29 protein-coding genes are annotated in these 24,903 nt (G+C 70.5%); 14 read left to right on the forward strand and 15 right to left on the reverse strand.

The genetic code is table 11. The features are described from left to right. Positions 1-65: 65 nt before the first annotated feature. From LHA26_RS11790 to motA, 6 genes are all read right to left on the reverse strand, one after another. On the reverse strand, positions 66-1,439 hold the full coding sequence (locus tag LHA26_RS11790) for a sensor histidine kinase (RefSeq protein ID WP_252165802.1): 1,374 nt from the start codon (positions 1,437-1,439) through the stop codon (positions 66-68). Continuing rightward, positions 1,426-2,100, reverse strand: coding sequence for a response regulator transcription factor (locus tag LHA26_RS11795; RefSeq protein ID WP_252165803.1), 675 nt, complete (start codon positions 2,098-2,100; stop codon positions 1,426-1,428). The genes LHA26_RS11790 and LHA26_RS11795 overlap by 14 nt, the downstream gene beginning before the upstream one ends. A 161-nt stretch (positions 2,101-2,261) precedes the next feature. After that, positions 2,262-2,693 (reverse strand): hypothetical protein, encoded by a 432-nt coding sequence (locus LHA26_RS11800; RefSeq protein WP_252165804.1) that lies wholly within the window; start codon positions 2,691-2,693, stop codon positions 2,262-2,264. A 12-nt stretch (positions 2,694-2,705) separates the two neighbouring features. Next, positions 2,706-3,578 carry a flagellar motor protein MotB gene (locus LHA26_RS11805; protein ID WP_252165805.1) on the reverse strand — a complete coding sequence of 291 codons (873 nt, stop codon included), beginning with the start codon at positions 3,576-3,578 and terminating at the stop codon, positions 2,706-2,708. A 31-nt stretch (positions 3,579-3,609) separates the two neighbouring features. Then, a complete protein-coding gene (locus LHA26_RS11810) occupies positions 3,610-3,999 on the reverse strand; it encodes a response regulator (RefSeq protein WP_252165806.1) in 390 nt (129 codons plus the stop codon). Positions 4,000-4,062: 63 nt separating this feature from the next. Continuing rightward, positions 4,063-4,950 (reverse strand): flagellar motor stator protein MotA, encoded by an 888-nt coding sequence (gene motA, locus LHA26_RS11815; protein ID WP_252165807.1) that lies wholly within the window; start codon positions 4,948-4,950, stop codon positions 4,063-4,065. A 173-nt stretch (positions 4,951-5,123) separates the two neighbouring features. Between motA and flaF the strand changes: the two genes are divergently transcribed. Next, entirely contained in the window at positions 5,124-5,510 is a 387-nt protein-coding gene (gene flaF / locus LHA26_RS11820; protein ID WP_252165808.1) for a flagellar biosynthesis regulator FlaF, read from the forward strand. A gap of 43 nt (positions 5,511-5,553) precedes the next feature. Here flaF and fliP read toward each other — a convergent pair whose 3' ends face one another. From fliP to LHA26_RS11835, 3 genes are read right to left on the reverse strand one after another with little or no spacing between them, the layout of a single operon-like run. After that, on the reverse strand, positions 5,554-6,351 hold the full coding sequence (gene fliP / locus LHA26_RS11825; protein ID WP_437441210.1) for a flagellar type III secretion system pore protein FliP: 798 nt from the start codon (positions 6,349-6,351) through the stop codon (positions 5,554-5,556). A 10-nt stretch (positions 6,352-6,361) separates the two neighbouring features. Next, positions 6,362-6,640, reverse strand: a complete 279-nt coding sequence (locus LHA26_RS11830; protein WP_252165809.1) for a flagellar biosynthetic protein FliO — start codon at positions 6,638-6,640, stop codon at positions 6,362-6,364. Positions 6,641-6,643: 3 nt separating this feature from the next. Next, complete coding sequence (locus LHA26_RS11835) at positions 6,644-6,877, reverse strand: FliM/FliN family flagellar motor switch protein (protein ID WP_252165810.1); 234 nt, start codon at positions 6,875-6,877, stop codon at positions 6,644-6,646. 124 nt (positions 6,878-7,001) lie between these two features. On the opposite strand from LHA26_RS11835, the gene flgC reads away from it, so the two are divergent. The 8 genes from flgC (at position 7,002) to LHA26_RS11875 (ending at position 11,754) form a co-directional block, all read left to right on the forward strand. Further along, positions 7,002-7,409, forward strand: a complete 408-nt coding sequence (gene flgC / locus LHA26_RS11840; protein ID WP_252165811.1) for a flagellar basal body rod protein FlgC — start codon at positions 7,002-7,004, stop codon at positions 7,407-7,409. A 25-nt stretch (positions 7,410-7,434) separates the two neighbouring features. After that, on the forward strand, positions 7,435-7,761 hold the full coding sequence (gene fliE / locus LHA26_RS11845) for a flagellar hook-basal body complex protein FliE (RefSeq protein WP_252165812.1): 327 nt from the start codon (positions 7,435-7,437) through the stop codon (positions 7,759-7,761). Between the two features lie 3 nt (positions 7,762-7,764). Continuing rightward, positions 7,765-8,028: a flagellar biosynthetic protein FliQ gene (locus LHA26_RS11850; RefSeq protein WP_252165813.1), complete on the forward strand. Its 264-nt coding sequence runs from the start codon at positions 7,765-7,767 to the stop codon at positions 8,026-8,028. Position 8,029: 1 nt separating this feature from the next. Further along, entirely contained in the window at positions 8,030-8,782 is a 753-nt protein-coding gene (gene fliR / locus LHA26_RS11855; RefSeq protein WP_252165814.1) for a flagellar biosynthetic protein FliR, read from the forward strand. A gap of 1 nt (position 8,783) precedes the next feature. Continuing rightward, the gene (locus LHA26_RS11860; RefSeq protein ID WP_252165815.1) at positions 8,784-9,845 is read left to right on the forward strand and encodes an EscU/YscU/HrcU family type III secretion system export apparatus switch protein; all 1,062 of its coding nucleotides are present in this window, start codon (positions 8,784-8,786) and stop codon (positions 9,843-9,845) included. Positions 9,846-9,909: 64 nt separating this feature from the next. Then, positions 9,910-11,040, forward strand: a complete 1,131-nt coding sequence (locus LHA26_RS11865) for a flagellar basal body P-ring protein FlgI (RefSeq protein WP_252165816.1) — start codon at positions 9,910-9,912, stop codon at positions 11,038-11,040. After that, on the forward strand, positions 11,037-11,342 hold the full coding sequence (locus LHA26_RS11870; protein WP_252165817.1) for a rod-binding protein: 306 nt from the start codon (positions 11,037-11,039) through the stop codon (positions 11,340-11,342). Before LHA26_RS11865 ends, LHA26_RS11870 begins: the two co-directional genes overlap by 4 nt. Next, complete coding sequence (locus LHA26_RS11875) at positions 11,332-11,754, forward strand: flagellar biosynthesis protein FlgN (protein WP_252165818.1); 423 nt, start codon at positions 11,332-11,334, stop codon at positions 11,752-11,754. The genes LHA26_RS11870 and LHA26_RS11875 overlap by 11 nt, the downstream gene beginning before the upstream one ends. A 30-nt stretch (positions 11,755-11,784) precedes the next feature. Here LHA26_RS11875 and LHA26_RS11880 read toward each other — a convergent pair whose 3' ends face one another. The 6 genes from LHA26_RS11880 to LHA26_RS11905 form a co-directional block, all read right to left on the reverse strand. Then, on the reverse strand, positions 11,785-12,885 hold the full coding sequence (locus LHA26_RS11880; protein WP_252165819.1) for an XRE family transcriptional regulator: 1,101 nt from the start codon (positions 12,883-12,885) through the stop codon (positions 11,785-11,787). A 112-nt stretch (positions 12,886-12,997) separates the two neighbouring features. Next, positions 12,998-13,990 (reverse strand): sigma factor, encoded by a 993-nt coding sequence (locus LHA26_RS11885; protein WP_252165820.1) that lies wholly within the window; start codon positions 13,988-13,990, stop codon positions 12,998-13,000. Positions 13,991-14,157: 167 nt separating this feature from the next. After that, positions 14,158-15,075 (reverse strand): peptidoglycan-binding protein, encoded by a 918-nt coding sequence (locus LHA26_RS11890; RefSeq protein ID WP_252165821.1) that lies wholly within the window; start codon positions 15,073-15,075, stop codon positions 14,158-14,160. Beyond that, positions 15,072-15,494 carry a hypothetical protein gene (locus tag LHA26_RS11895; protein ID WP_252165822.1) on the reverse strand — a complete coding sequence of 141 codons (423 nt, stop codon included), beginning with the start codon at positions 15,492-15,494 and terminating at the stop codon, positions 15,072-15,074. Before LHA26_RS11895 ends, LHA26_RS11890 begins: the two co-directional genes overlap by 4 nt. 11 nt (positions 15,495-15,505) lie before the next feature. After that, positions 15,506-16,825 carry a flagellar protein export ATPase FliI gene (gene fliI, locus LHA26_RS11900; protein ID WP_252168372.1) on the reverse strand — a complete coding sequence of 440 codons (1,320 nt, stop codon included), beginning with the start codon at positions 16,823-16,825 and terminating at the stop codon, positions 15,506-15,508. Between the two features lie 8 nt (positions 16,826-16,833). Further along, positions 16,834-17,229: a flagellar biosynthesis repressor FlbT gene (locus LHA26_RS11905; protein WP_252165823.1), complete on the reverse strand. Its 396-nt coding sequence runs from the start codon at positions 17,227-17,229 to the stop codon at positions 16,834-16,836. A 169-nt stretch (positions 17,230-17,398) separates the two neighbouring features. On the opposite strand from LHA26_RS11905, the gene LHA26_RS11910 reads away from it, so the two are divergent. The 5 genes from LHA26_RS11910 (at position 17,399) to LHA26_RS11930 (ending at position 24,090) form a co-directional block, all read left to right on the forward strand. After that, the gene (locus tag LHA26_RS11910) at positions 17,399-18,694 is read left to right on the forward strand and encodes a flagellar hook protein FlgE (protein ID WP_252165824.1); all 1,296 of its coding nucleotides are present in this window, start codon (positions 17,399-17,401) and stop codon (positions 18,692-18,694) included. 31 nt (positions 18,695-18,725) lie between these two features. After that, a complete protein-coding gene (locus LHA26_RS11915; RefSeq protein WP_252165825.1) occupies positions 18,726-20,801 on the forward strand; it encodes a FlgK family flagellar hook-associated protein in 2,076 nt (691 codons plus the stop codon). A gap of 9 nt (positions 20,802-20,810) precedes the next feature. After that, positions 20,811-21,722 carry a flagellin gene (locus tag LHA26_RS11920; RefSeq protein ID WP_252165826.1) on the forward strand — a complete coding sequence of 304 codons (912 nt, stop codon included), beginning with the start codon at positions 20,811-20,813 and terminating at the stop codon, positions 21,720-21,722. A gap of 244 nt (positions 21,723-21,966) precedes the next feature. Beyond that, positions 21,967-22,854, forward strand: a complete 888-nt coding sequence (locus LHA26_RS11925; RefSeq protein WP_252165827.1) for a flagellin — start codon at positions 21,967-21,969, stop codon at positions 22,852-22,854. Positions 22,855-23,748: 894 nt separating this feature from the next. After that, positions 23,749-24,090 (forward strand): hypothetical protein, encoded by a 342-nt coding sequence (locus tag LHA26_RS11930; protein ID WP_252165828.1) that lies wholly within the window; start codon positions 23,749-23,751, stop codon positions 24,088-24,090. Positions 24,091-24,903: the final 813 nt, after the last annotated feature.

Here is a 24,903-nt window from a genome sequence, read left to right on the forward strand (position 1 = left end):
TGCGACACCGGTCCGCTCCGCGCGCCTCTGCCTCCTCGGCGGCCGCGTGACGACTGAAATGAATGTCAGGTCGCGGCGGGCTCCGGCGCGGATGCGGGCGCAGCGCGGATGCGCGCCACCAGCCCCGGCGCCGCGTCCGCCAGCTCCAGCGTGAAGCCATGGATATGGACGATCGCCCCGACCACGGCGAGGCCGAGCCCGCTGCCCTCGACACCCGCGGCGCCGCGCGCGCGGTGAAACCGCCGCAGCACCGCCTCGCGCTCGTCGGGCGGGATGCCGGGGCCGTCATCGATCACCTCGATCAGCACCATGGCCGCACAGGCGCGCGTGCGGAGCGTCACGGCCCCTCGCGCGAACTTGCTGGCATTGTCGACCAGATTGGCGATCGCCTCGAACAGCAGCGCGGGATCGGCCTCGATCGGCGGCACCGGCGCGACGCGGCTGTGCAGCACCACGCCGCGATCCTCGGCCAGCGGCGCGTAAAGCTCGGCCAGCTGGGCGAGCAACGGCGCAAGATCGATCGGCCGCAGCCCCGATCGCCGGCCCGCGGCTTCCAGCTCGGACAGGCGCAGCAGCGCGGCGAAGCGCGCGATGACATGATCGAGATCGGCGATGGCGGGATCGAGCAGCGCGCCCTGACCCGGCGGGGCCGCCGCCGCGCGGGCGCGGTGCAGCGCCGCGCGCACCCGGGTGAGCGGCGTGCGCAGATCGTGCGCGATCGCGTCCGTCGCCGTCTTCACCTGCGCGACCACGCGGCCGACCTCCTCCACCATGTGGTTCACCGTCGCCGCGAACTGGTCCAGCTCGTCGTGCCGCCCGGCGATCGGCATGCGCTGATCGAAGGCGCCCGCCGCGATCAGCCGGCTCGCCCGTGCGAGATCGCGCACCCGTCGCAGGGTCGGCAGGCTGAGCGCGATCGCGGCCGAGAGGATCACCAGCGTCCCGCACAGCCCGCTCACCACGAGGATGAAGAGCAGCCGGCGGCGCAGATCGCGGATCTGGGTGATGTCGCGGCCGAGAATGATCGTCTCGCCGGTGGCGGCGCGCACCGCCAGCACGCGCACCGGCCCGTGATCGCCCGGCCGCGCCTCCAGGTTGAACGGGCGCCCCGGCGGCTGCGGCGAGATCAGCCGGATATTGCCCGCGATCAGCGTGCCATCGCGGCTCTGCAGCGCGAAATAGCTGAAGCCCGGCGTGGCGCGCGCGATCTCGGCATCGATGCGGCGCGGCAGGGCGGCGGCGGGCACCGCCAGCAGGATGCGCGCGCGGGCGTGGAGGATGCGATCGCTGCGCAGCGTCAGCTCGTGCGCGGTGAGCCCGTAGCTGAAGCCGAGCGTTGCCCAGAGCCCGGCCAGAAAGAGCGCGCCCAGCAACAGGGTGAGCCGGAAGGGCGTGGTGGCGCGCACATCGCGCCAGCGCAGCCGCTCATCCCGGATCAAGGCGATATCCTTCGCCCTTGACGGTGACGATCGCCGAGGGCGCGCCGGGGGCATCGATCTTGCGCCGCAGCCGCGCGATATGGACCTGGATGAGATTGGGGCCGGGATCGAAATGATACTGCCAGACCTGCTCGAACAACATGCGCCGGCTGACCACCGACCCGGCGTGACGGAGCAGGAATTCGAGCAGCTTGAACTCCATCTGGAGCAGCTTCACCGGCCGGCCGGCGATCGTCACCACGCGCAGGATCAGGTCCATCTCGATCGCGCCGGCGCGCAGCCGCGTCTCGGTGGCGCCCTGGCCGCGGCGCAGCAGCACCTCGATCCGCACCGCCATCTCGGTCGGCACGAAGGGCTTGGTGAGATAATCGTCGCCGCCCGCGCGCAGCCCGGCGATGCGTTCGTCGACATCGCCCAGCGCGCTGAGCATCAGCACCGGCGCGCGCACGCCCGCGCGGCGCAGCGCGGCGATCACCGACAGGCCATCGGTATCGGGCAGTAGCCGATCCAGCGTGATTGCATCGAAGCGCCGATCCAAGGCGGAGGCGAGGGCGGCCGCGCCGCTCTCGACCCAGTGCGGCGCATGGCCGTGCGCGCGCAGCGCCGTCACGATCTCATCGGCCGTCGCCGGATCGTCCTCCACCACGAGTATCGCTGCCATGGCAAGACCATAGGAGCCGGACGCGGCCGCGCCAAGCAGCGGCGGAGGGCGGGCGGGGCTGGCGCCGGATCAGCGGCAAGTCCGGAGCATGGCGCGAGCCGGCCGGCGAGCGGTCTGCCCTCGACACGCACCGCCGCCCGCCGCTTCGATCCAGCGACGCGCTACAGCATCGAGGCCTGGGTGATGACCACGCGCGAGACGAGGCTGGGGCCGTAGACCTGGCGGCTGGCGTCGCGCACCACCGCGCGGAACACCGCCAGATCGGGCAGCAGCCCGTCGCGGCCGCCGGCGATGGGCGCCTTGAAGGTGCGCAGATTGACCGCGTCGAGCAGGAGCGGGAGATTGGCGCGGACGCGCTTCTCCTCGATGCCGGGTATCTCGAGCTGCGCGTCGAACGCCACATAGCCGAGCAGCTGGCCGTCGCGGCTGACCAGGGGCGCGTTGATCGTGCCCGTCGCCACGAAGACATTGGGGCTGTCCAGGCGCAGCACCGGCCGGCCCTGCAGCAGCGCGGCGAGCGTATAGGCCGATCCGCCGCCCAGCAGCATGCCGGCGATCAGCATCGCCGGGATCAGCATCAGCAATTTCACCATGGCGGGCCCCGATCAGAAGCGGAAATTGAGATCATGCGGCACCGCCGAGCCTTCGCCGATAAGGACGAGCGTGACGCGGCGGTTCTCGGGCCGATCGGGCCGGTCGGCGTAGATGGGTTCGGTGCCGGCCTTCCCGGTGATCTCGGAAATCCGGTCGGGCGCGAGGCCGGCGGCGGTGAGCGCGGCGCGGGCGGCGAGCGCGCGCGCGGTGGAGAGCTGCCAGTTGGCGGCGCTCTGCGGCCCGCCACGCGCATCGGTATGGCCCTCGATCGCGATCTGGACGGGCGCGGAGAGAAGCTTGGCGGCGACCTTGGCGAGCAGCGCGCGGCCATAGCCGTTGAGCTCGGCCGTGGTGCCGACGAACAGGGTCTGCCGCGCATTGTCCATCAGCTGGATGCGCACGCCGTTCTGCGCCGGCTCGACCTTGACCGAGGCATTGGCGCCGGGCGCGTCCGCGGGCGGTTCCAGCGCGATCCGCATCTCTTCCGCGAGGATGCGCTGCGAGGCTTCGGGGATGTTGGCGGTGCCGCCGCGCGAGGCGCCCGATCGCCCGGCCTCGTCGCTGGGCGTGCCGAGCGCATGCTCGACATCGCCCTGCGCGCGCCGCCGGCGGCCACCCACGCCGGCGTCGGACCCGGGCTGGTCCGTCTGCGTGGTGATGGGCGAGGAGACGCTGGTGGTGGAGAAATATTCCGCCAGCCCCTTGTGCCGCCCCTTGTTGGGCGAGGAGAGCAGCCAGAGCAGCATGAAGAAGGCCATCATCGCCGTGACGAAATCGGCATAGGCGACCTTCCACGCACCCGTATGGGCGGCGCCATGAGCCTTGGCGCGCCGGCGCCGAACGATGATGTTCGGCGCCGCCTCCGCGTCCGGACGGCGGCTCATCGGTCGGGACCGGTCGGCGCCGTCGCGCCGCTCATACCAATTCCCCGAACACGCGCTCGATCTTCTCCTTCAGCGCCGCCGGGGCGAAGGGCTTGACGACATAATTGTTGACGCCAAGCGCGGCGGCCTTCTCGACGATGTTCCGCTCGGCCGATCCGGTGAGCATGATGAAGACGGTGCGCGCCAGCTGCGGATCGCCCCGCACCGCCTCGAGAAACTGGAGGCCGTTCATGCCGGGCATATTATAATCCGAGATGATGAGGTGGACGCGATCCTCCTTGATCGACGCGAGGGCCTCCTCGGCGCCCGGTTTGTCCCGCACGTCGCGAAAGCCGAGATCCTGCAGCGCGCGCCGGATCATCGCGCGCATGCTGGCCTGATCGTCAACCACCATCACCCGTATCGCAGAGGTTTGAACCATGTCTGGGCCTCGAAAACGGTCAGGGGCCCCGCCGCCGGGCGGGGCGCGGCGCGGAAGGGCTGGTCAGGCGGCCTTGGCGAGCTGGAGCTGGTTCTGCTTCTCCTGCATCGCCGCCTCCAGCTCGGTGAAGGACGGCGCGAAGTCCGAGGGTGTCATCCGGCGCCCGAGTTCGATCGCCAACTGGGTCGGCGCGCCCTGGGCATGGGCGACGATCGCGGTCTTCACGATGATATAGGGTTTGCAATCGGAATCGATGATGTGTTGCAGCTTGGACGCGATCGGCCCGACGAAGCAGTAGGAGAGCAGCACGCCGAGAAAGGTGCCGACCAGCGCGCCGCCGATCATGGCGCCGAGAATGTCGGTCGGCTGGTCGATCGAGTTCATCGTCTTGATCACGCCGAGCACGGCGGCGACGATGCCGAGCGCGGGCAGGCCGTCCGCCATCACCTGCATCGCCTGGGCCGGCAGCAATTCCTCCGCGTGATGCCGCTCGGCATCGCCCTCCATCGCCTCGGCGAGCTGGTGGGGATCCTCCAGGTTCACCGTCATCATGCGGAGATAGTCGCAGATATAGTCGATCAGCTGGGTATCGGCGAGCAGCCGGGGATAGGCCGAGAAGATCGAGCTGGCCTTGGGATCGTCGAGATGGTTCTCGATCTGGGCGGCGCCCCCCTTGCGGAACAGCAGCAGCAGCGAGAAGAGCATCGAGAGAAGATCGCGATAATCGCTTTCGCGCCAGTGCGGGCCGCGGAACACCATCAGCGTGCCAGCCCAGGCCTTCTTGATCGTGCTGGTGGAGTTGCTGAGCATGAAGGCGCCCGTGGCGGCGCCGGCGATGGCGAGCATCTCGTGCGGGAGGGCGCGCGCGATGACGGCGATATTGCCGCCCGACATCATGAAGCTGCCGAAGACGCAGATCAGGATCACCGCGACGCCGATACCGTTGAACATGAGCCCATCCGCTGTTTCGATGTGGCCGAGGCCATGCTCCCCTTATAGGATGATCGCCCGCCTTCGCGTGTGTGGGCGCCCGCTTTCCTTCGCGGCTGCGCGTCTGTCGCCGCCTCGCCGCCGGCCGCGCCGCGATCCGCCTATAATGACGCATGGCCAGAGAGAGGAAGGCAATGTCCCTGGATGCATATCGCCAAGCCCGCGTCTTCTCGGAGACGCCGCGCGCGGTGGAGTATCGGCTTGTCAGCGAAATCACGCGCGATCTGGTGCAGGCGCGCGACACGGCGCTGCGCGGCGGGGCGCTGATGGCGCTGCTGGCGCGCAACCGGGAGATGTGGCTCGTCTTCTCGGCCGCCTGCGAGGATGACGCCAACGGCCTGCCGGTGGCGCTGCGCGCCGGCATCATCTCGCTGGCGCTGTGGGTGGATCGCCACACCAGCGCGGTGATGCGCGGCCACGAGACGGTGGAGCCGCTGATCGACGTGAACCGCGCCGTCATGGCGGGGCTGGCGGGCGAGGGCGCGGCGCCGTCCCCGTCCGAGGCCCGCACCGCGGCCTGACGGGGCGCGCGCGGCGCGCGGCCTTCACGCCCGCCGCCGGCGATCAGCCGAAGCTCTTGATGAGCGAGCCCGCCACCAGCGCCCAGCCATCCACCAGCACGAAGAAGATGATCTTCATCGGCATGGAGATGGTAATCGGCGGCAGCATCATCATGCCCATCGCCATCAGCACCGCCGAGACGGCGAGATCGATCACCAGAAAGGGCAGCAACAGCAGAAAGCCGATCTCGAAGGCGCGGCGCAGCTCCGAGATCATGAAGGCCGGCGTCACCGTCGCGAGCGGCAGCCGCGCCGCCGGCTGGGGCGGCTGTTTGGACAGGCGCGTGAAGAGCGCCAGATCCTGCGATCGGACATGCTTGAGCATGAAGGTCTTGAACGGCGCGGTGGTCGCCTCGATCGCCTGCGCCTCGCTGATCTTGCCCGCCGAATAGGGCGCCACGCCCTGGTTCCACGCGGCATCGAAGGTGGGCGCCATGACGAAGAAGGAGAGGAAGAGCGCGAGGCTGATCAGCACCGGATTGGGCGGCACGCCCGGCGCGCCGATGCCGGTGCGCAGGAGCGACAGCGCCACGACGATGCGCGTGAAGCAGGTGACCGTCATCAGGATGCCGGGCGCGAGGCTGAGCACGGTGAGCGCCAGCACCATCTGCATCGCCCGCGCCGAGACCGAGCCGCCGCCGCCGGCGGCCGCCGCATCGGCCATGGTGCCCGCGGCATGGGCGGCGGCGGCGAGCGGGCCGGGCTCCGCCAGCGTGGCCGATCCGCCCGCCAGCAGGGCGAGCGCCAAGGCGGAGCGGAGCAGGGCGCGCCGCCGCGCGGCGGCCGGCCAGGAGGGGCGCATCGCGAAGCTCCTAGCGAGAGGCGTCGGCGGCGGGCCGGCTATCGACCAGCAGCGGCTGGCCGGGGCCGAGCAGCAGGAGATGCTCGGCCGCGTCGCGGCGGAGCAGCACCAGCGTGTGGCGATTGTCGAGCGCCAGTCGCTCGACCAGCGCGAGCCGCGCCCCCGCCCGGCCGCCGACGCCGCCCGGCAGGCGCAGATCGAAGCGCCGGACCGCCCAGAGCGCGCCGGCCAGCAGCCCCAGCACCAGCGCCAGCGCGCCGAGCGCGCGCATCAGATCGGCGGCTTCCACCGCTCAATCCTTGCGGCCGACGAGGCGCAGCACCTCCACCACCATGCGATCCTCCTCGGCCACGATCCGCGCCTCGCCGATCAGATCCTCGCCCACATAGAGCAGGCTGGGATCGTTCTGATGGCACGAAAGCGGGATGGTGGCGCCGCGCCCGAGGCGCAGCACCTGCCGGATCGGCAGCTCCCTCGCACCAAGCTCGACCGTCACCTCGATCGGCACGCCGTCGCTTACGTCCATGACATCTCCTTCTTTCCGGCCTTATAGGAGAAATCGCGGCGGCGGCGGCGCGCGTGCGGCTTTTCTGCCTATAATGGCGGCATCGAGCCTCTGCGGAACCGTCTCGCCATGTCCCTTGGTCGCCATGTCCTTTGAAAGCGCCATCGCCGCCTCGGCCTCCGGGCTGCATGCCCAGTCGCTGCGGATGCGCGTCATCGCGGAGAATCTGGCCAATGCCGATTCCGTCGCGCGCACGCCCGGCGGGGCGCCCTATCGCCGGCGCGTCGCCACCTTCGCGCCCAAGCTCGATCGGGCGACCGGCGCCATGACAGTGGCGGTGCGCTCGATCATCGGCGATCCCGGCGCGTTCGAGCGCAGCTATGATCCGGGCAATCCCGCCGCCGACGCGGCCGGCTATGTGCTGCGGCCGAATGTGAACAGCCTGATCGAATCCGCCGACATGAAGGCGGCGCAGCGCTCCTACGAGGCCAATCTCAACGCCATCGAGGCGGCGCGCGGGATGACGATGCGCACCATCGACCTGATCCGCTGAGCGGACGATCCGGAGGAGATTGAGCATGGCCTTGAAGGTGCAACAGGGCGTGGCCGCCTATGGGCGCGCGGCGGCGGTGAGCGGTGCCGCGCCGGGCGGGGCGGGCGATGGCGCAGAGCCGGCCGCCGCCGCCGGGCCCGATTTCGCGAGCCTGGTGTCCGGCCTCGTCACCGATGCCGGCGCGACGCTGCGCGAGGCAGAGAAAGCCAGCGCGCGCCAGGTGGCCGGCAAGGGCGATCTGATCGACGTGGTGACCGCGATCGGCGCCGCCGAGACGGCGCTCAACACCGTGGTCGCGGTGCGCGATCGCGTGGTGGGTGCCTATAATGAAATCATGCGCATGCAGATCTGACCCATGGAGGCCGCCGAGGCGATGGAGCTGGCGCGGGCGGCGCTGCTGCTCACGGGCACGGTCGCCGGGCCGCTGCTGCTCACCTCGCTGATCGTCGGCGTGGGCGTGGGCCTGGTGCAGGCGCTCACCCAGATCCAGGAAGCGACGCTCACCTTCGTGCCCAAATGCCTCGCCATGGCGGCGATGCTGCTGCTGCTGCTGCCGATGATCAGCCACGCGCTGGCCGGCTTCATGGCGCGCGTCGCCGATATGATCATCGCCGGCTGACATGGCCCGGCTGCCGGCGGAGCTGCTCGTCCTGCTGCTGCTCTTCGCGCGCATCGGCACGGTGACGATGCTGCTCCCGGCCTTTTCGGAAGAGGCCATTCCGGGCCGCATCCGCCTGCTGCTGGGGCTGGGCGTCACCCTGGGCCTGTACGGGCTGGTGCGGCCGCGCCTCGTCCCGCTCGCCGAGGCGGGCGGGCTGATCGCGCCGCTCTCGTGCGAGCTGCTGGTGGGGCTGGCGCTCGGCCTGGTCGTGCGGCTGGTGTTCCAGGCGTCGGCGATGGCGGGCGCGGTGATCAGCATGCAGATCGGCCTCACCTCGGCGCTGGTGTCGGATCCCGCTCTGGGCGGCCAGGCGCCGCTGCTCGCCCGCTTCGCCAGCCTCGCCGCCGCCATGCTGTGCCTCGCTCTCGATCAGCATCATCACTGGATCGCCGCGCTGCTGCGCTCCTATGCGGCCTTTCCGCCGGGCGCGATGCCGCCGGCGGCGGATTTCGCGCGGCTGGCGGTGACGGGCTGCGGCGAGGCGACCGCGCTGGCGCTGAGCATGGCCGCGCCGATGCTGCTCTACGCCATGGTGTTCAATATCATGCTGGGCTTCGCGGCGCGCATGGCGCCGGCCATCCAGATCTTCTTCATCGCCCAGCCGCTGGCCATTATGCTCGGGCTCGGCCTGCTCGGCACGGTGATCGGCGCGATGCTCACCACCTTCGCCAACGGCATGGCGGCGATCCTCGCCGGCCTGGGGATCGCGTGACATGGCCGAGACCGGCGAGAAGACCGAAAGCCCCACCCAGCGCCGGCTCGACCAGGCCTATAGGCGCGGCGAGGGGCCGGTCTCGGGCGAGGTGCGCCACGCCGCCCTGTTCGCCGCGCTCCTGCTGATGATGGGCTGGATCGGCGCGCGCGCCTGTCGCGCCTTCGGCGCCGCCGCGACCCGGATCTGGAGCGGCGCGGCCGACTATCCGCTCGACGAGCAGGGGCTGCGCGCGCTCGCCGCCGGCCTGGCAGCCGGGCTGGGCCGCGGCCTGCTGCCGCTCGGCGCGCTGGTGCTGGCGATGCCGGTGGTGGCGGGGCTGGTGCAGGGGCGGCCGGGCCTGCACTGGAACCGGCTCGCGCCGCGCTGGTCCCGGCTTTCGCCCGCTTCGGGACTGAAGCGGGTGTTCGGCCCCGCCGCGCTGATCGAATTCGCCAAGACGCTCGCCAAGTTCGCGCTGATCGCCGGGGCCGCTTTGTGGGTGGCGTGGCCGCGCGCGATCGGCTTTGGCGATCTGATCGGATCCGGCCCAGGCCGGATCGTGGCGGCGCTGGTGACGCTGGTGCGCGCCATGGTCAAGACGGTGCTGCTGGTGACGCTGGCGCTGGCGGCGGCCGATCTCCTCTACCAGCGGCGCGCCTTTCTGCGCCGCATGCGGATGACGCTGCGGGAGGTGCGCGACGAGTTCAAGAACAACGAGGGCGATCCCAAGATCAAGGCGCGCATCCGCGCCATCGCCCAGTCCCGCAGCCGCCAGCGGATCAGGGCGGCGGTGCCGCGCGCCGCCGTGATCGTCACCAACCCCACCCATTATGCGGTCGCGCTCGATTATCGCCATGGCGAGACGCCCGCGCCGCTGGTGCTGGCCAAGGGCGTGGACGCGGTGGCGCTGCGCATCCGCGCGATCGCGACCGAGGCCAAGGTGCCGATCGTCGAAAGCCCGGCGCTGGCGCGTGCGCTTTATGCCTCGGCCGAAGTGGATCGGCCGATCCCGGCCGAACATTATGCGGCGGTCGCCGAGATCATCGGCTATGTGCTGCGGCTGGCGCGCCGCGCGGGATGAGCGGCGGTGAAAATCTGGCGTCCGCGTCGCCGCGCCGGGGGCGCGCCTTCCTATAGGAAAGGCGATGCTGCTCCGCCTCTCCTCCGTGCTGCGCCAGATCGCCCACGGCCTCGCCTTGGCCTGCGCGCTGCTCGTCGCCACGCCGGCCTGCGCCACCGCCCTGTCGCGGATCAAGGACATTGTCGATGTCGAGAATGTGCGGCCCAACCAGCTGGTCGGCTATGGCCTGGTGGTGGGGCTGGCGGGCACGGGCGATCGCATCCGCAACGTGCCCTTCACCGAGGAATCGCTCCAGGCCATGCTGGAACGGCTGGGCGTGAACATTCGTGGCGCGCAGATGCGCACGCAGAATGTCGCCGCCGTCTCCGTCACGGCGACCTTGCCGCCCTTCGCGCGCATCGGTTCGCGCGTCGACGTGCAGATCGGCTCGCTCGGCGATGCCACCAGCCTGCAGGGCGGGGTGCTCATCGCCACCTCGCTGCACGCGCTGGACGGCGAGATCTACGCCGTGGCGCAGGGGCCGGTCGCGGTGTCCGGCTTCAAGGCGCAGGGCCAGGCGGCGAGCGTGACGCGTGGCGTCGCCACCTCGGCGCGGATCGCGGGGGGCGCGCTGGTGGAGCGCGAGGTGCCCTATGCGCTGCTTTCGGCGGGCGCGCTCAAGCTCGCGCTGCGCAACCCCGATTTCACGACCGCCTATCGCGTGGCGCGCGCGATCAACGGGGCGGTGCCCGGCGTCGCCGAGGTGCTGGACCCGAGCACGGTCCAGATCGTGCCGCGCGGCGCGGGCGACAGCGCGATGGCGATCGTGGCGCGCACCGAAAACCTGCCGGTGGAGGTGGATCAGCTGGCGCGGGTGGTGATCAACGAGGCCGCCGGCACGGTGGTGATGGGCGCCGATGTGCGGATCAGCCCGGTGGCGATCGCGCAGGGCGGCCTCACCATCTCGGTCAGCGAGAGTCCCGTCGCCTCGCAGCCCGGGCCCTTTTCCGCCGGCGGCACGGTGGTGCTGCCGCGCACCGCCATCTCCGTGGACGATGGCGGCGGCCGATCGCTCGCCACCCTGGGCGGCGGCGCCTCGCTGCGCGATCTCGTCACCGGGCTCAACGCGCTCGGCGTGAGCCCGCGCGATCTCATCACCATCTTGCAGGCGCTGCGCACGGCCGGCGCGCTCCAGGCCGAGATCGAGGTGCAATGATCGACGGTTCTTCCGCGCCGCCGCCCGGCCCGCCCGCCGCCTCCACCGCCGCGCCGCCGGACCGGGTGCGGCAGACCGCGCGGGAGTTCGAGGCGGTGCTGCTCGGCCAGATGTTCAAGCCGATGATGGAGACGGTGGCGACCAATACCGGCTTCGATGGCGGCCAGGCCGAGGAGATGATGCGCGGGCTGCTGGCGGAGGAGCTGGGACGCGCCGTGGCGGTACGCGGCGGCATCGGCCTCGCGCCCGCCGTCGCCGATCAGATCATGAAGCTGCAGGAGGGGCGCGGCGATGGTCGCTGAATTGATCGAGCTGATGCACTCGTTGACCCTGGTGATCCGCGAGGAGACCGAGGTGATCGAGGCGCATGGCCGATCGGCCGAGCTGCGCGAGCTGGTGCGGGTGAAGCATCGCCTGATCGGCATCGTGGAGAGCGAACTCGCCCGGCGCGACCGCGAGGCGCCGGGCTGGGCGCAGGCGCTGGACGAGGCGGACCGGGCGCGCTTCCTGCCCGCGGTGGAGGCGCTGTGCGAGGCCTCCGATGCCAATGCGACGCTGTTGCGCCGCCGGCTCGAGCTGACCGGCGAACTGATCCAGGCGATGACCAACGAGGCGCGCCGGCTCAGCAACCGCAACCGGTTCATCTACGGCGCCGATGGCGACATGGCGCCGCCCACCGAGATGCCCCCCATCTCCTTCAACAACCGCTTCTAGCGCCCGGTTCGCCGTGCCGGCGGCGGGGGATCAGAAGCGCGCGGCGATCACGGTGGCGAGATCGGCGGGATCGCAGGCGTCGATCGCGATATCGCGCGGCGGGTTTACGCTATGGCCCCGCATCTGGCCTTCGCGATCCAGCCCGATGGCGAGCAGCCGCATTCCCTCCGCCTCGCGCAGCACGGCGAGCGTGCCCGGTGCGGGAAAGCGATCCGGATCGACGATCAGGATCGCGCCCGCCGGCAGGCCCAGGCCGAGGCTTTGCCGATCCGAGCGCAAGCCATAGGCGCGCGGCCCCGCCACGCTCGGCGCCTCGACCCACTGGCCCAGCGGGGTGCGCCCGATCAGCCCGTCCGCGCGCGGCGTTCCGAACACGGGCAGAAGCGGCACCGCCCGCATCTCGCGATCGGCGGGGGCTGGATCCACCGCGCGCGCGGGGGGCGGCGATGGCGGGTCGCGGCGCGGTGGCGGCGGCCGGCGCGCCGGCGCGGACGCGGCGCCGGTCAGCGCCAGGCGCAGGGCGGCCACGCGCGCGTGCGTCTTGGCGATCCGGATCTCGGGCGCGGCGATCGCGGCGATGAAGGGCGCGAGCGCGTCCGTCTCCGCCAGCGCCTCCACATGCGCGCGCAGCGCGGCTTCGTCCGCCACCCCCAGAAGATCGCACAAAGCCGCGCGCAGCCCCGGATGCCAGCGGCCGAACGGCTTCATCGCCGCCTCGACGCGCGACAGCATCACCGGCGGAATATGGTGGCGCGCCTCGATCGCGGCGATGGTGAGGCCCGGCGCGCGCGCGCGGAGCGCCCGCACCGCCGCGCCGAGCAGGATGGCGAAGCGATCCTCGTCCGGCGGTGCCGGATGCCAATCGCGCAACTCGGCCGCCCAGGCGGCGATATCGAAATCGGGCGCGTCGATGTCGATCAGCAGACGCTCGGGCGGGAGCGCAAGCACCGCCGCGATCGCGCGGACTTCCTCGGGCTTGGCGAAAATCTCGCCGCGTTCGATCTTGGAGAGGCGGATATAGGCGAGGTCGGGCAGGTGCGCCGCCAGCGCGAGCAGCGTGGCGAAGCCCGCCGCCCGCCGCGCGCGGCGGATCGCATTGGGGAAGACCAAGGATCGATAGGGATCACCCAAAGCCTCGCCGGACAGTGTCTTACCCTTCCCACGCGCGGGATCGCGCCGCCTTTCTCCTGATGTGATCGATCCGCCCGTATAAGCCAAGCGCTTCGCTAAGCGCGCGTCGGCTTTAATGCAGCGCCCGGCTCGTCCGCTCGCCCGCGTCGCCCTCGCAGAGGCGCACGGCATGGTCTTCGGGCGCGGGGTCGCGGCCGCGCGGCGCGCCCGGCCGCTGGGGCGGAGCGGCCGGGGCGGGGCTTTGATGCTGATCGGGCGCGGGCGGCGTGGCGCTGTCCACCATGATGGCGAAACGGGGATCCTGCTGGGCGATGGTGGCGATGGTGCGCGCCGCCCGCTTGGCGATCTGGCGCATCCGCTCCTTGGTAATCGCGCCATCCTCCTCGCTCTTCTCGATCGGGCTGAGCTCGAAGATACGCTGCTCGACCAGCGCGCGGTTGCGGTGCAGCCGCTCCTCGAGTTGGCGCAATTCTTCCGGATCGATGCTGTTCACCTTCAGCCTTGGCCGTTTCTCCGTGGGCGGGGTGGTGCCCGGGCGGCGCGGGCGGCGGCTGAGCTGGGCGATGCCGATCGCGCGGAGATGGGCGACATAGCTGTCGATCATGGCCCGCATGGCGTTGTCCGCCAGATAGGCGGAAGCGTCCGCCTCGGTCTGGGCGAGCGCCTCCTCATCCTCGATCAGCAACTCACCCGGGCCGGCATCGTCGCTGGTCTGCGTCAGCGCATGCAGCGAGACGGTGGTGGCCGCCACCTTGCGCGCCGAGGGGCGCTGGTCCGTCATCAGCCGGAAGCGCAGGCCCTGCAGCTCGCCCCGGATCAGCCAGTTGACGAAGGTGGTGAAGCGCGCGCGTTCCGGATCATAGGTCTCGATCGCGCGATGCACGGCGATGGCGCAGACCTGTTCGGCATCCTCCCAATGGCCGCCCAGCCCATATTGCCGGATGAAGTGCCGGATACGCGGCGCGAGCAGCGTCAGGATCCGCGCGAACAGCCGATCTTCCGCAAGCCTTTGACGGGGGCTGGGCGCGGGACCGTGCGCCTCCTTGGCCGCGCGCAGGCTGGTCACCGCATCTTCGATCGCCACCGTGGTTTTCGACATGATCATGCCCCCGATCACTGATCGGCACGCCGGCCCTGGCGCGCCGTTGCTGGGCAGATTTGGCCGTCAAAGACTAACCAATGGTTAATTCCTATAAAGCGTTTCTGCAATATATTCCTATAAGCCGGAAGGATCTGCCGACTTGGGCGGCGTACCGCGATCGGGCGGTCGGATCAGGCGCGGGTGACCGGCGGCAGATGTGCGTCGCAGAAGCCGAGAAGCCAGGCGCGATGCGCGGCGGCGGCGCCGCCGGCGGCGGCGATCGCGCGTGCGGCGGCGGCGGGGCCGATCTGCGCGGCAAGCAGGCGGCCGGGATCGGGCGCGGCCCCGCCTTCAAGGAAGCGGATGGCGCCGCGCGCGCCGAGCTGATGCGCGAGATAGGCGGCCCGGGTGCGCGCCGCGACGGCGACGCCGGCCAGATTGGCGGAGTCGAGCGCGGCAAGATTTGCCACCGCATGATCGGCGACCGTCTCGATCGCCGCGCGAGGATCGTAGCGCAGCGCGAGCAATGCGCCGCGCGCCTCCGCGCGCACATGGCCGTCCGTCGTCAGCCAGCCTTCGGCGGCGGCGCGGCGGTGCAGCCAGCTGCCGGGATCCGCCGCCACGCGCAACCAGGTGCCGGCGAGGAACTGGCCCAGCCCGGCGGCCGAGGAGCGCGGGTTGCGCGCCAGCGGCCGCCACCCGCCCGCGCCATCGCCCGCCTCGGCGCCGATGATGGCGGCGAGGGTGGCGGCGGGCAGGCCGGTGCGCTGCGCCGCCTCGCGCACCATCGCCGCATAGGCTTCGGGAATGGCCGGGCGGTCCTCGCGGGAAAGCGGCCCCGGCGCGGCGCTGGCGACGCGCGCCGGCGCCGGCGCGGGCGCGGGCGGCGGCAGGCCCGGCGCCGCCGTGGCGAGATCGAGCAGCGCTTCCAGCCCGGTTTTGGCGAGCGCCGGCGCCGCGCCGATGGCCGAGGCCGGCGCATCCGGCGCGGCCTCGCCCAGCGCCGCCTGCCACAGCGGCCTCGCCAACGGCGCCCGCGCCGCCTCCAGCAGCAGCGCGGCGCGGGCCTGGGGCGCGAGCGCGCGCAGCTGGGCGGCGGCGATCGTCATGCGCGGCCGATCAGGCTCCGCGCGTGGCGCGCGCCGCTCAGATCGTCGATCACCCGATGCTCGCGCCGCGCCGCCTCGGCGTGACGCGCGGCGCGGAAATCGGCGGCGGCGCTGCGCGTGGCGGCGAGCTGGCCGAGCGCATCGCGCGCGCCGTCGCGCAAGGCGGACAAACGCGCGTCGATACCGTCCCGCGCGGCCGCCAAATCGGCCTTTTCCGCACGCATTCGGGCCAAATAGAGGTGGGAATCGATCAAAACGGCGTCGGTCGCGCAGGCTTCCGCCTCGCGCATATGGCCTTCCAGCTGCGCGCGCCGCCGCTCCAGCGTCGCCCGCTCGGCCACCTCGGCCAGGATGGCGCGGCGCATCTCGTCCAGGCCGCGCTCGCCGAGCCGGATCAGCGTGTCGTAAGGGGTGCGCATGATGGATCCTCTCAGGTCGCGAGAATGTCCGCGAGTTGGGCGAAGCCCCGGGCGGCGCTGGCGCGCGCGTCCTTGGTCTGGCAGAGCAGCGCCTCGATCCGGGGGGTGAGGGCGGCGGCGCGGTCCACCGCGGGGTTGGCGCCCTGCTTATAGGCGCCGAGCCGGATCATATCCTCCATATCGCCATAGATGGAGAGTTCGCGCCGGGCGGAGAGGCGCAGCTCATTCTCCTCGATCCGCAGCGCCTGGGGCAGGCTGCGCGAGAGCGAGCGGAGCACGTCCACGGCGGGGTAGCGGCCCTGTTCGGCGATGCGCCGGCTGAGGACGATATGCCCGTCCAATATGCCGCGCACGGCATCGGCGACGGGCTCGTTATGATCGTCGCCATCGACCAGCACGGTGAAGACGCCGGTGATCGCGCCCGATCCTTCGGCGCCCGGGCCGGCGCGCTCGAGCAGCCGCGGCAGCTCGGCGAAGACGGTGGGCGTATAGCCCTTGGTGGCGGGCGGCTCGCCGCTGGCGAGGCCGATCTCGCGCTGCGCCATGGCGAAGCGGGTGACGCTGTCGATCAGGCACAGCACGCGCAGCCCCTGATCGCGGAAATGCTCCGCTACCGCCAGCGTGGTCCACGCCGCCTGGCGCCGCATCAGCGCGGGCTCGTCGGACGTGGCGACCACCACCACGCTCCGCGCCAGCCCGTCGGCGCCGAGATCGTCCTGCACGAATTCCTGCACCTCGCGCCCGCGCTCGCCGATCAGGCCGATCACCGCCACATCGCATTCGGCCCAGCGCGCCAGCATCGCCAGCAGCGTCGACTTGCCGACGCCGGAGCCCGCGAACAGGCCCAGCCGCTGGCCGATGCAGAGCGGCGCGAACAGATCCAGCGCCGCCACCCCCGTCTCGATCCGCGCGCCGATGCGCGCGCGCCGCGACGCGGGCGGGGGCGCGGCGCGGATCGCGCGCGTCTGCGCGCCGAGCAGCAGCGGGCCGCGCTGGTCCGCCGGACGGCCGAGCCCGTCGATGATGCGGCCGAGCCAGGCGGAGGAGGGCCGCAGCGCGAGCTGTTCCGCCGCGAGATCGGCGCGCGCGCCCGCCGCCACCCCCTGCGGATCGCGAAAGGGCAGGCAGTGCGCGATGCCCCGGTCCAGCCCCGTCACCTCGGCCTCGATCGGTCCGGCCGCGGTGGCCACCGTCACGCGCGCGCCGATCTGCGCGGCGCCGCTGAGCCCCTCCACCTCGATCAGGCTGCCGCGCACCGCCACCACGCGCCCGTAGCGCTGATCCAGCGGCCGGGCGCGCAGCCCCGCGACGGCGGTGGACAGGGGCAGCATCAGCGGCATCAGGCGGCATCGCCCGGCGCCAGAAGCTCGCCCTCATACTGGACGAGGCGCCGGCATTCGGCGAGCGCGGCGTAGAAATCGCCGGCGCCGCCATGCCCGATCACCGCCAGACAGGCGGCGCGCATCTCGGGATGGGCGAGCGCGGCGAAGAGTTCGCCCGCGCGCGCGGCGATGGCCTGGCGGTGCCGATCCGCCGCCTCGGGTTCGATATAGGCCATCATGCAGGCGAAATAGAGCCGCCGCGCCGGCGTGTTGGCCTCCTCGGCGCGCATCACGTCGCGGCCGCGCAGCACCGCGCTCGCCGTCTCCACCGCCAGCGTCACGCGGCCCTGCGCGCGCAGCACCGCGCCGTTGATGATCACGCGCTCGCCGTCGCGCAACCCGATCCGCAGCATCGCCGCCTCCTTCCTGCCCGTTTATAGACGGTCCGGCGCCGGTCTGTACGAAAGCAGGCTAGGAAAATAATGCCTATATTGGGCCGGCGCATCGCTCGCTCTACAATAAAGCAGGCGCCGCCCGGCGCTGCCGACGCTGCGCTGCGCAGATGATTAGTTGGAGACAAGTATGAGCCTCTATTCCGCTCTTAATGCTGGTGTTTCCGGGCTCGGCGCGCAATCCGGCGCGATGGCGACGGTGGCGGACAACATCGTCAACGTGAACACGGTCGGCTTCAAGGGCAGCAAGGCCGATTTCGCGACGATGGTGACCGGGGGCAACAGCCGCTCCAGCTATTCGGCGGGCGGCGTCAGCCTCGTTACCAAGGCCGCGATCTCGCGCGCCGGCACGCTCAACGCCGGCAGCCGCACCACCGATCTCGGCATTGAGGGGAAGGGCTTCTTCATCGTCCGCCCGCAGCCGGACAGCAAGGACGTGGCCTATACGCGGGCGGGCAATTTCTTCGCCGACCAGCTTGGCAATCTCGTCAACGCGGCGGGCTATTATCTGCAGGGCTGGCCGCTCGACGCGGACGGCAATGCCGCAGGCAGCGGCCTGGAGAGCCTGCGCACCGTCAATCTCAACGGCCTGCTCGGTTCGGCCGATCCGACGCGCAGGCTGACGATGCAGCTGAACCTCGATTCCCGGCTGGATCCCTATGCCGGCACGCCCGCCTACAGCGCCGGCGCCATGGCCCAGGGCACGGTGAAGCCCCAATATTCCCAGTCCAAGCTCGTCTATGACGCGCAGGGCAATCCGCACGACGTGACCTTCGGCTTCATCAAGACGGGGCCGAACACGTGGCAGGCGGAAATCTATGGCAAGGCGGGCGAAGTCGATGCCAGCCAGGCCAATGGCCTGCTCGCCTCGGGCAAGCTGGTCTTCGATGGCGACGGCAAGCTGGACCCGACCGCCAGCGACAGGGCCGTGCTGGACGGCTTCACCCCGAAATGGGCCAATGGCGCGGGTTCGGTCAAGATCACCATGCCTTTCGGCGGCACCGACAATGTCTGGAAGCAGATCGCCGACGTATCGAAGATCGGCGCCTATTCGGTGGACGGCGGCAAGCTCTCGGAGATCACCAAGGTCCAGGTCTCGCAGAAAGGCATCGTCACGGTCTTTTTCGAGGGCGGCAGCGCGCGCGACATTTTCAAGGTGCCGCTGGCGGCTTTCCAGAATGCCGATGGGCTGACGCGGCTCAACGGCAATGCCTATCAGGACGCGATCGAATCGGGCTCGCCCTCGATCGAGCCCGCGGGCGAGGGCGCCGGCAAGATCTGGGGCGGCCAGCTCGAGGCCTCGACCACGGACTTGGCGGAAGAATTCAGCAACATGATCCGCTTCCAACGCGCCTATAGCGCCTCGTCCAAGATCATCACGACGGTGGACGAGATGCTGCAGGAGCTGAGCGCGCTCAAGCGCTGATCCGGGCGCGCGCGGCCAGGAGGGCTCCACCGTGTCGATCTACCAGATCCTCTCGTCCGCGATCAGCGGCCTCAACGCGACCCAGGCGGCGATCCGGACGACCGCCAACAACATCTCCAACGTGGTGACGCCGGGTTATGCCCGGCGTCGCACCACGATGACGAGCGCGGTCACCGCCGGCGAGGTGACGGGCGTCGACGTCGCCGATATCCAGCGCATCGCGGACCGCTATCTGGAAGGCGCCGTCTATGCGCGCGGCGGCGATGCCGGCCGCAACAAATCGCTCGCCGATTACTATGATCGGCTGCAAAGCCTGTTCGGCAAGCCCGGCGCGTCGGGCGGCCTGCCCAGCCGGCTGACGGGAATCGTCAAGGCCGCCACCAAGATGGGCGGGCTGAGCGATCCCACCGAGGCGGTCAGCGCCTTTCTCGGCGAGGTCAGCAGCACGATCGACGCGATCCGCGGCGCGCGCGACGATCTTCGCGCGATGCGCGACGAGACCAGCGCGTCGGCGGCGGAAAGCGCGGCGCGCGTCAACGCGCTGCTCACGCAGATCGACGGCCTCAACACGGATATCGCGCGGCTCGGCCCGGCCAATCGCGAGTCCGGCCTGATCGATCAGCGCATGGCGGCGCTCCAGGAGCTGAGCGGCCTGATCTCGGTCCGCGCCACCGATCAGGCCGATGGCCGGGTGAGCATCGACACGATCAGCGGCATCACTTTGCTGGACCAGCGGCGCCGGCAGATCGATCCGCCCGAGCCCGGTACGGGCGAGATGGCGATCCGTGTCGTGGGGGTCGACGGCAAGCCCGGCGCTGCGACCGGCGAGACCATCGCCTCCACCACCATCGGCGGCAAGCTCGGCGCGCAGATCGAGATGCGCGACCGCATCCTGCCCAAGGCCGAGGATGATCTGGAAGGGCTGTTCGCCAGCCTTACCGAAACGCTCAACACCGTTTCCAACGCCGGCACGGCGGTGCCGCCGCCGCCCAGCCTCACCGGCCGCCGGACCGGGCTGGTCGCCACCGACACGCTCGGCTTTTCGGGCGGCGCCGCCATCGCCATCCTCAAGGCCGATGGCACGGTGACGGCGTCCGCGCGCCTCGATTTCGACGCGCTCGGCCGCAACGCCAGCGTTCAGGACATGCTCGACGCCATCAACAGAGGCCTGGGCGGCGCGGGCACCGCCTCGCTCGACACGGGCGTGCTGACGATCACATCGACCGACGCCGCCAACGGCGTTTCGATCGCGCAGAACGGACAAAGGGGCGCCAGCCGCGCCGGGCTCGGCTTCTCCGCCTTTTTCGGCCTCAACGATCTCATCCGCAGCCCGACCGCGCCGGGCGCCCCGATCGGCCTCGCCGGTACGGACAAACATGGGTTCGGGCGCGGCGAAAGCGTCGGCCTGACGCTGCGCGACCCGACCGGCCGGAGCGTCGGCCGCTATACGCTGACCGGGAGCCGGGGCGATACGGTCGCGGATCTCGTCGCCGAACTCAATGCGAGCCCGCTCGGCCAGGCGGGCCAGTTCGGCCTGGATGATCGCGGCCGGATCCGGTTCGCGCCCAGGGATGCCAATTCCGGCCTCAGCCTGTCGATAAGCGCGGATACGACCGATCGACTGGGCACCGGCATCAGCTTCTCGCAATGGTCGGGGCTGGGCAATCAGGGGAGCGGCCTCGACGATGCCGCCGTTTCGCCGAGCCTGATCGAGAATCCCAGGCGCCTGCCCATGGCGCGCGCCAATGCCGATGCCGGGGTCGGCGAAAAGGCCGTGGCGCCGGGCGATGTGACGGGTGCCAAGGCCTTTGCTCAGGGCCTGGGCGCGGCCATCGATCTCGGCCGCCGCGGCAAGGCGAACATCAGCGCCTATCTGAGCCAGATGGTGGCGGATATCGCGAGCGGTGCCGCCGCCGCCAGCGCCGCCGAAAAGGCTTCCACCGCCCGCCTGACCGACGCGATGAGCCGCCGGGACAATTTTTCGGGCGTGAACAAGGACGAAGAATTGGCGCTGCTGGTGGAACTCCAGAAGAGCTACGCCGCTTCGGCGCGGATCGTGACGGTGGCCGCCGAAATGTACGAGACCCTCGTCAACATGGTGAAGTGAGAAGAGATCATGATCAGGATCGCGACACTCCCGATGCAGGCGGCGATGCGTGACCTGCTGGTCGATCAGGGCAACGCGCTTCAGGATGCGACGATGCGCAAGGCTTCGGGCAAGCGCCTCTCCAGCTTCGCCGAACTCGGGGCGGACACGGGGCGCAATCTCGCCACGCGCACGCTGCTCGCGCAATATGAGGGGCAGAAGGTGGTGCTGGATCGCGTCGACACCGCGCTGGCGCTGTACAAGACGCGACTGGGCGAGATCGACACGGCGGCGAGCAGCTTGCGCACCGTCTTGCTCAAGGGGATCGGAACGGGCGACATCCAGAGCATCATGAGCGAGGCCGAGGCGGCCTTTGGTCGGTTCCGGGAGTCGATCAACGCGGCCGATGACGGCACGCTCATCTTCGCGGGCGGCCGTACCGATACGCCGCCGCTCGGCCCCAATAGGCTGTCCGACATGGCGACGATCGATCCCGCCACCCTCTTCGCCAACGATGATTTCCGCCGCAGCGCGCGGCTGTCGGACGGCTATGAGATGCGCTATGGCATCGTCGCCAGCGATTTCGGCCAGCCTTTCGCCACCGCGTTCAAGATTCTCGCGACATTGGGTCCGGTCGGACCCGACGGCAAGGCCACCAGGGAACAGCTCGACAAGATGGGCCAGGCCAGGGTCGCGATCGACGACGGGCTGAAGCTGCTCCGCACCGCCGACGCCAATAACGGCAACAGCCAGGCGCGGGTGGACGACATCGTGTCGCATCTGGCGGAGCGCTCCGACCTGCTCACCAAGGCGCTGAGCGACATGGAAGATGCGGACGATGGCGCGCTCTCCATGGAGATCACCACGCGGGATGCTATGTATAAATCCTCGCTCGCCGCGTTCAGAATGGTAAACAGTGTTTCTCTGGCAGACTATCTCTAGTCGACCAAGCCGTCGTGCGGGTCGGAGCGAGGCGCAGGACGGCGCCATGCTCCGGCCCTTTTCTTTTAAAGCGCGGCCGACGCGTGCTAAAGAAATCCCCGACGCCGGAAAAAATAGTCCCTCACTCGACGCTGATCCTCTCTCGCGTCCCATAATAGGGTGTGGCGTCTATTCCGCGCCATCGGGGATCAGCGCTTCTGGTCCAGGCCGAAGAAACGGCTTCGTTTCCGAGAAGGATATTTCCATGGGCATGACGATCAACACCAATGTCGGCGCGATGGCCGCGCTGCAGACGCTGAACGCGACCAGCAAGCAGCTTCAGACCACCCAGGCCCGCATCAACACCGGCCTCAATGTCGCTTCCACCAAGGACGATTCCTCGACCTATGTCATCGCGCAGAAGCTGCGCGGCGACGTGAGCGACATGAAGGCCGTCACCAACTCGCTCAACAATGGCAAGAGCGTGCTGGACGTCGCCGTGTCCGGCGCCGAGCAGATCAACGAGATCCTGAGCACCATGGCCACCAAGGCCAAGGAGGCCGCCGATCCGAGCAAGTCCAAGGACGACCGCGACATTCTGGACAAGGACTTCCAGAAGTACAAGGAAACGATCAAGACGATCATCGACTCGGCCGAATTCAACGGCACCAACCTGCTCAAGAAGGCGGGCGGTGACGTGTCGGCGCTGACCTCGATCCGCTCGTCGGATGCCACCGCCTTCGTTCCGCAGACGATCAAGGTCACCAACCAGGGCCTCGAAGTCGCGGCGACAACGGCCACCGCCACGGGCGCGATCAAGTTCAGCGACGAGACCAAGCTGGTCGACTCGAGCACGGTCGGCGCGACGAACAGCAACGCTACCGAAGCGGTGAAGCTGGTCGCCGATACGCAGCAGGCCTTCAAGGCGGTGCTGGGCGATCTCGGCGCCGCCGCGCGCCAGATCGAGACGCAGCTGACCTTCGTCAGCAAGCTGTCCGACACGGTCACCTCGGGCATCGGCAACCTGGTCGATGCGGATATGGCGAAGGAATCCGCCAACATCCAGGCGCTGCAGGTCAAGCAGCAGCTGGGCGTCCAGGCGCTCGGCATCGCCAACCAGACCCCGCAGACCATTCTCTCGCTGTTCAAGTAAAAATGAGGGGCGGCCATCCTGCCCCGGATGGCCGTTATGGCCGGGATGCCCGCGCATCCCGGCCCCTTTCGCAAGCGTCGACGAACGCCTGTGGAGATTACCAGGGGCGTTCTGCGCTTATCCCTAGCTCTGCAATCCAGATCCGACCGTTTAGGACCAAAAGTGCATCAGGATCGGCGGTTCACGGGGCGGCTCGACCTCGGTCGATCGCGTGAGCGGATCGATGAGTGAGCCGCCTGTCGAGTAAGGCGGCCCGATTGAGTGGGCCGCCCGATTGCGTGGACGGCTCGTTGCGTGGACGGCTCGTTGCGTGGACGGCTCGTTGCGTGGACGGCTCGTTGCGTGGACGGCCCGTTGAGTGGATGACCCGTTGCGTGTGCGATCGTCGACTGGGCGACCGTCGAACGAGGCGGCCTCTCGAATGGGGCGGCGTCTCGAACGGGGCGGCGTCTCGCGTGGGGCGCGTTTCGAGTGGGGCGGCGTTTCCAGTGGTGCGGGTGTCGAGTGGACGTTCCGATCCGGCGTGCGATCCGGTGCGTGGTAGATCCGGCGAGTAGGCGGCCTGACAGGTCGATGGCCGCTGATTTGATCGATCATAATCCTGGCAATCCGCCGGTTCGCGTCGCGGGGTTTGAACGGCGCCACGGGGCATGTTCGGCGTCATGGAGCATGTTCGGCGTCGCGGCGCATGCGGCGTCACGGAGCATGTTCGGCGTCGCGGGATCCGATAGGCGTCACGGGATATGTTCGGCGTCGCGGCATGTCATGGGCGTCGCGGCAGGGGGTGCGAAGGCGGGCGGAGCATCGGAGCAGGCCGGGGCAGGGCGATGATCGGGCATGATGCCTATGCGCGACGCTTCGGCAGCACGCGCCCCTCCTGCGCCTCGGAGAGAGATGATGGGCATATTTCCTGATCCGGGGAACTTCAGAAACCCGTTCAGCCATGAATCGGGCGATGTCCATGCCGATGTCCTGCTGCACATCGCGGTGCGCGATCGCGCCGCCCTGTGGCGCGCGGCCTATCAGCGCTTGCTGGCGGCGGGCCTGACTCCCGAGGAGATCACCGCCTGTATCGGCCCCGTCGAAGATGCTGCGGTGGATGATTGCCTCTATGCGATGCTGCTGCCCCTGGAACTGCCCGGCTGCATCCCGACCGATGTCACCGTCCGCAATCTCGGCGCCATGCCGCCACCCGCCCCGCTGCCGCACGGCCGCGCACCGGAACGCCCGCGCTGATCGCCCGAGCGGAGCGGCCGCCTCGGCCTCGATCGCGCGGATCGCCCCCCACCGGACGGACGCGCGCCGCGCCACCCGCCGATCGCCCCGCCAGCGCCGCCGCCCGCACGGCTTTCGCTCCGGATCGGCCGCTCCGCCCCGGCGCGCCGTCCGCGCGCGGGCGCCCCAAGGCCAGGCGCTGGTTCGGCGTCGAGGCGCGCGCCCCTCGCGCGGGCGACTCCAGGCTTTCCGCCGGTCCGCCGTCCGCGCGCAGCGTCCCGTGGCGCGGGGCGGCTCGAACCTCCGCGCCGTTCCGCCGTTTCGCGAGGCGCTGCGTCGCACCGGTGGCGCGGCGCCCGATCGCCGACGCGGCGGCACGGCCCGCGCGGCGCTCAGCCGGTGAGGGGTGCGCGCGCTTCGCCTGGATGACCGTGTCCGGCTCTCCCGCCATGGCTTCGATCCGATAGCAATGGCGCTGGAAGCGGCTAGTGTCGGGCCGTGTTCCGAGCGAGACGCGCGTCGCCCGAGGTGCTCGAAATGCCCGCGCTGATCCCCCAAGCGGAGCGGCCGCCTCGAGCCTCGATCGCGCGGATCGGCCCGCCGCCAGAAGGCCGCGCGCCGCGCCACCCGCCGATCGCCGCGCCAGCGCCGCCGCCCGCCCGGCCTTCGCTCCGGATCGGCCGCTCCGCCCCGGTTCGCCGTCCGCGCGCGGGCGCCCCGAGGCCAGGCGCCGGTCCGGCGTCGAGGCGCGCGCCCGTCGGGCGGGCGGCTCCAGGCTTTCCGCCGGTCCGTCGTCCGCGCGGCGTTCCTTAGCCCGGTGCGTCCGGAGGCTCA

This window comes from Sphingomonas morindae, assembly GCF_023822065.1.
GTDB classification, from domain to species: domain Bacteria; phylum Pseudomonadota; class Alphaproteobacteria; order Sphingomonadales; family Sphingomonadaceae; genus Solisphingomonas; species Solisphingomonas morindae.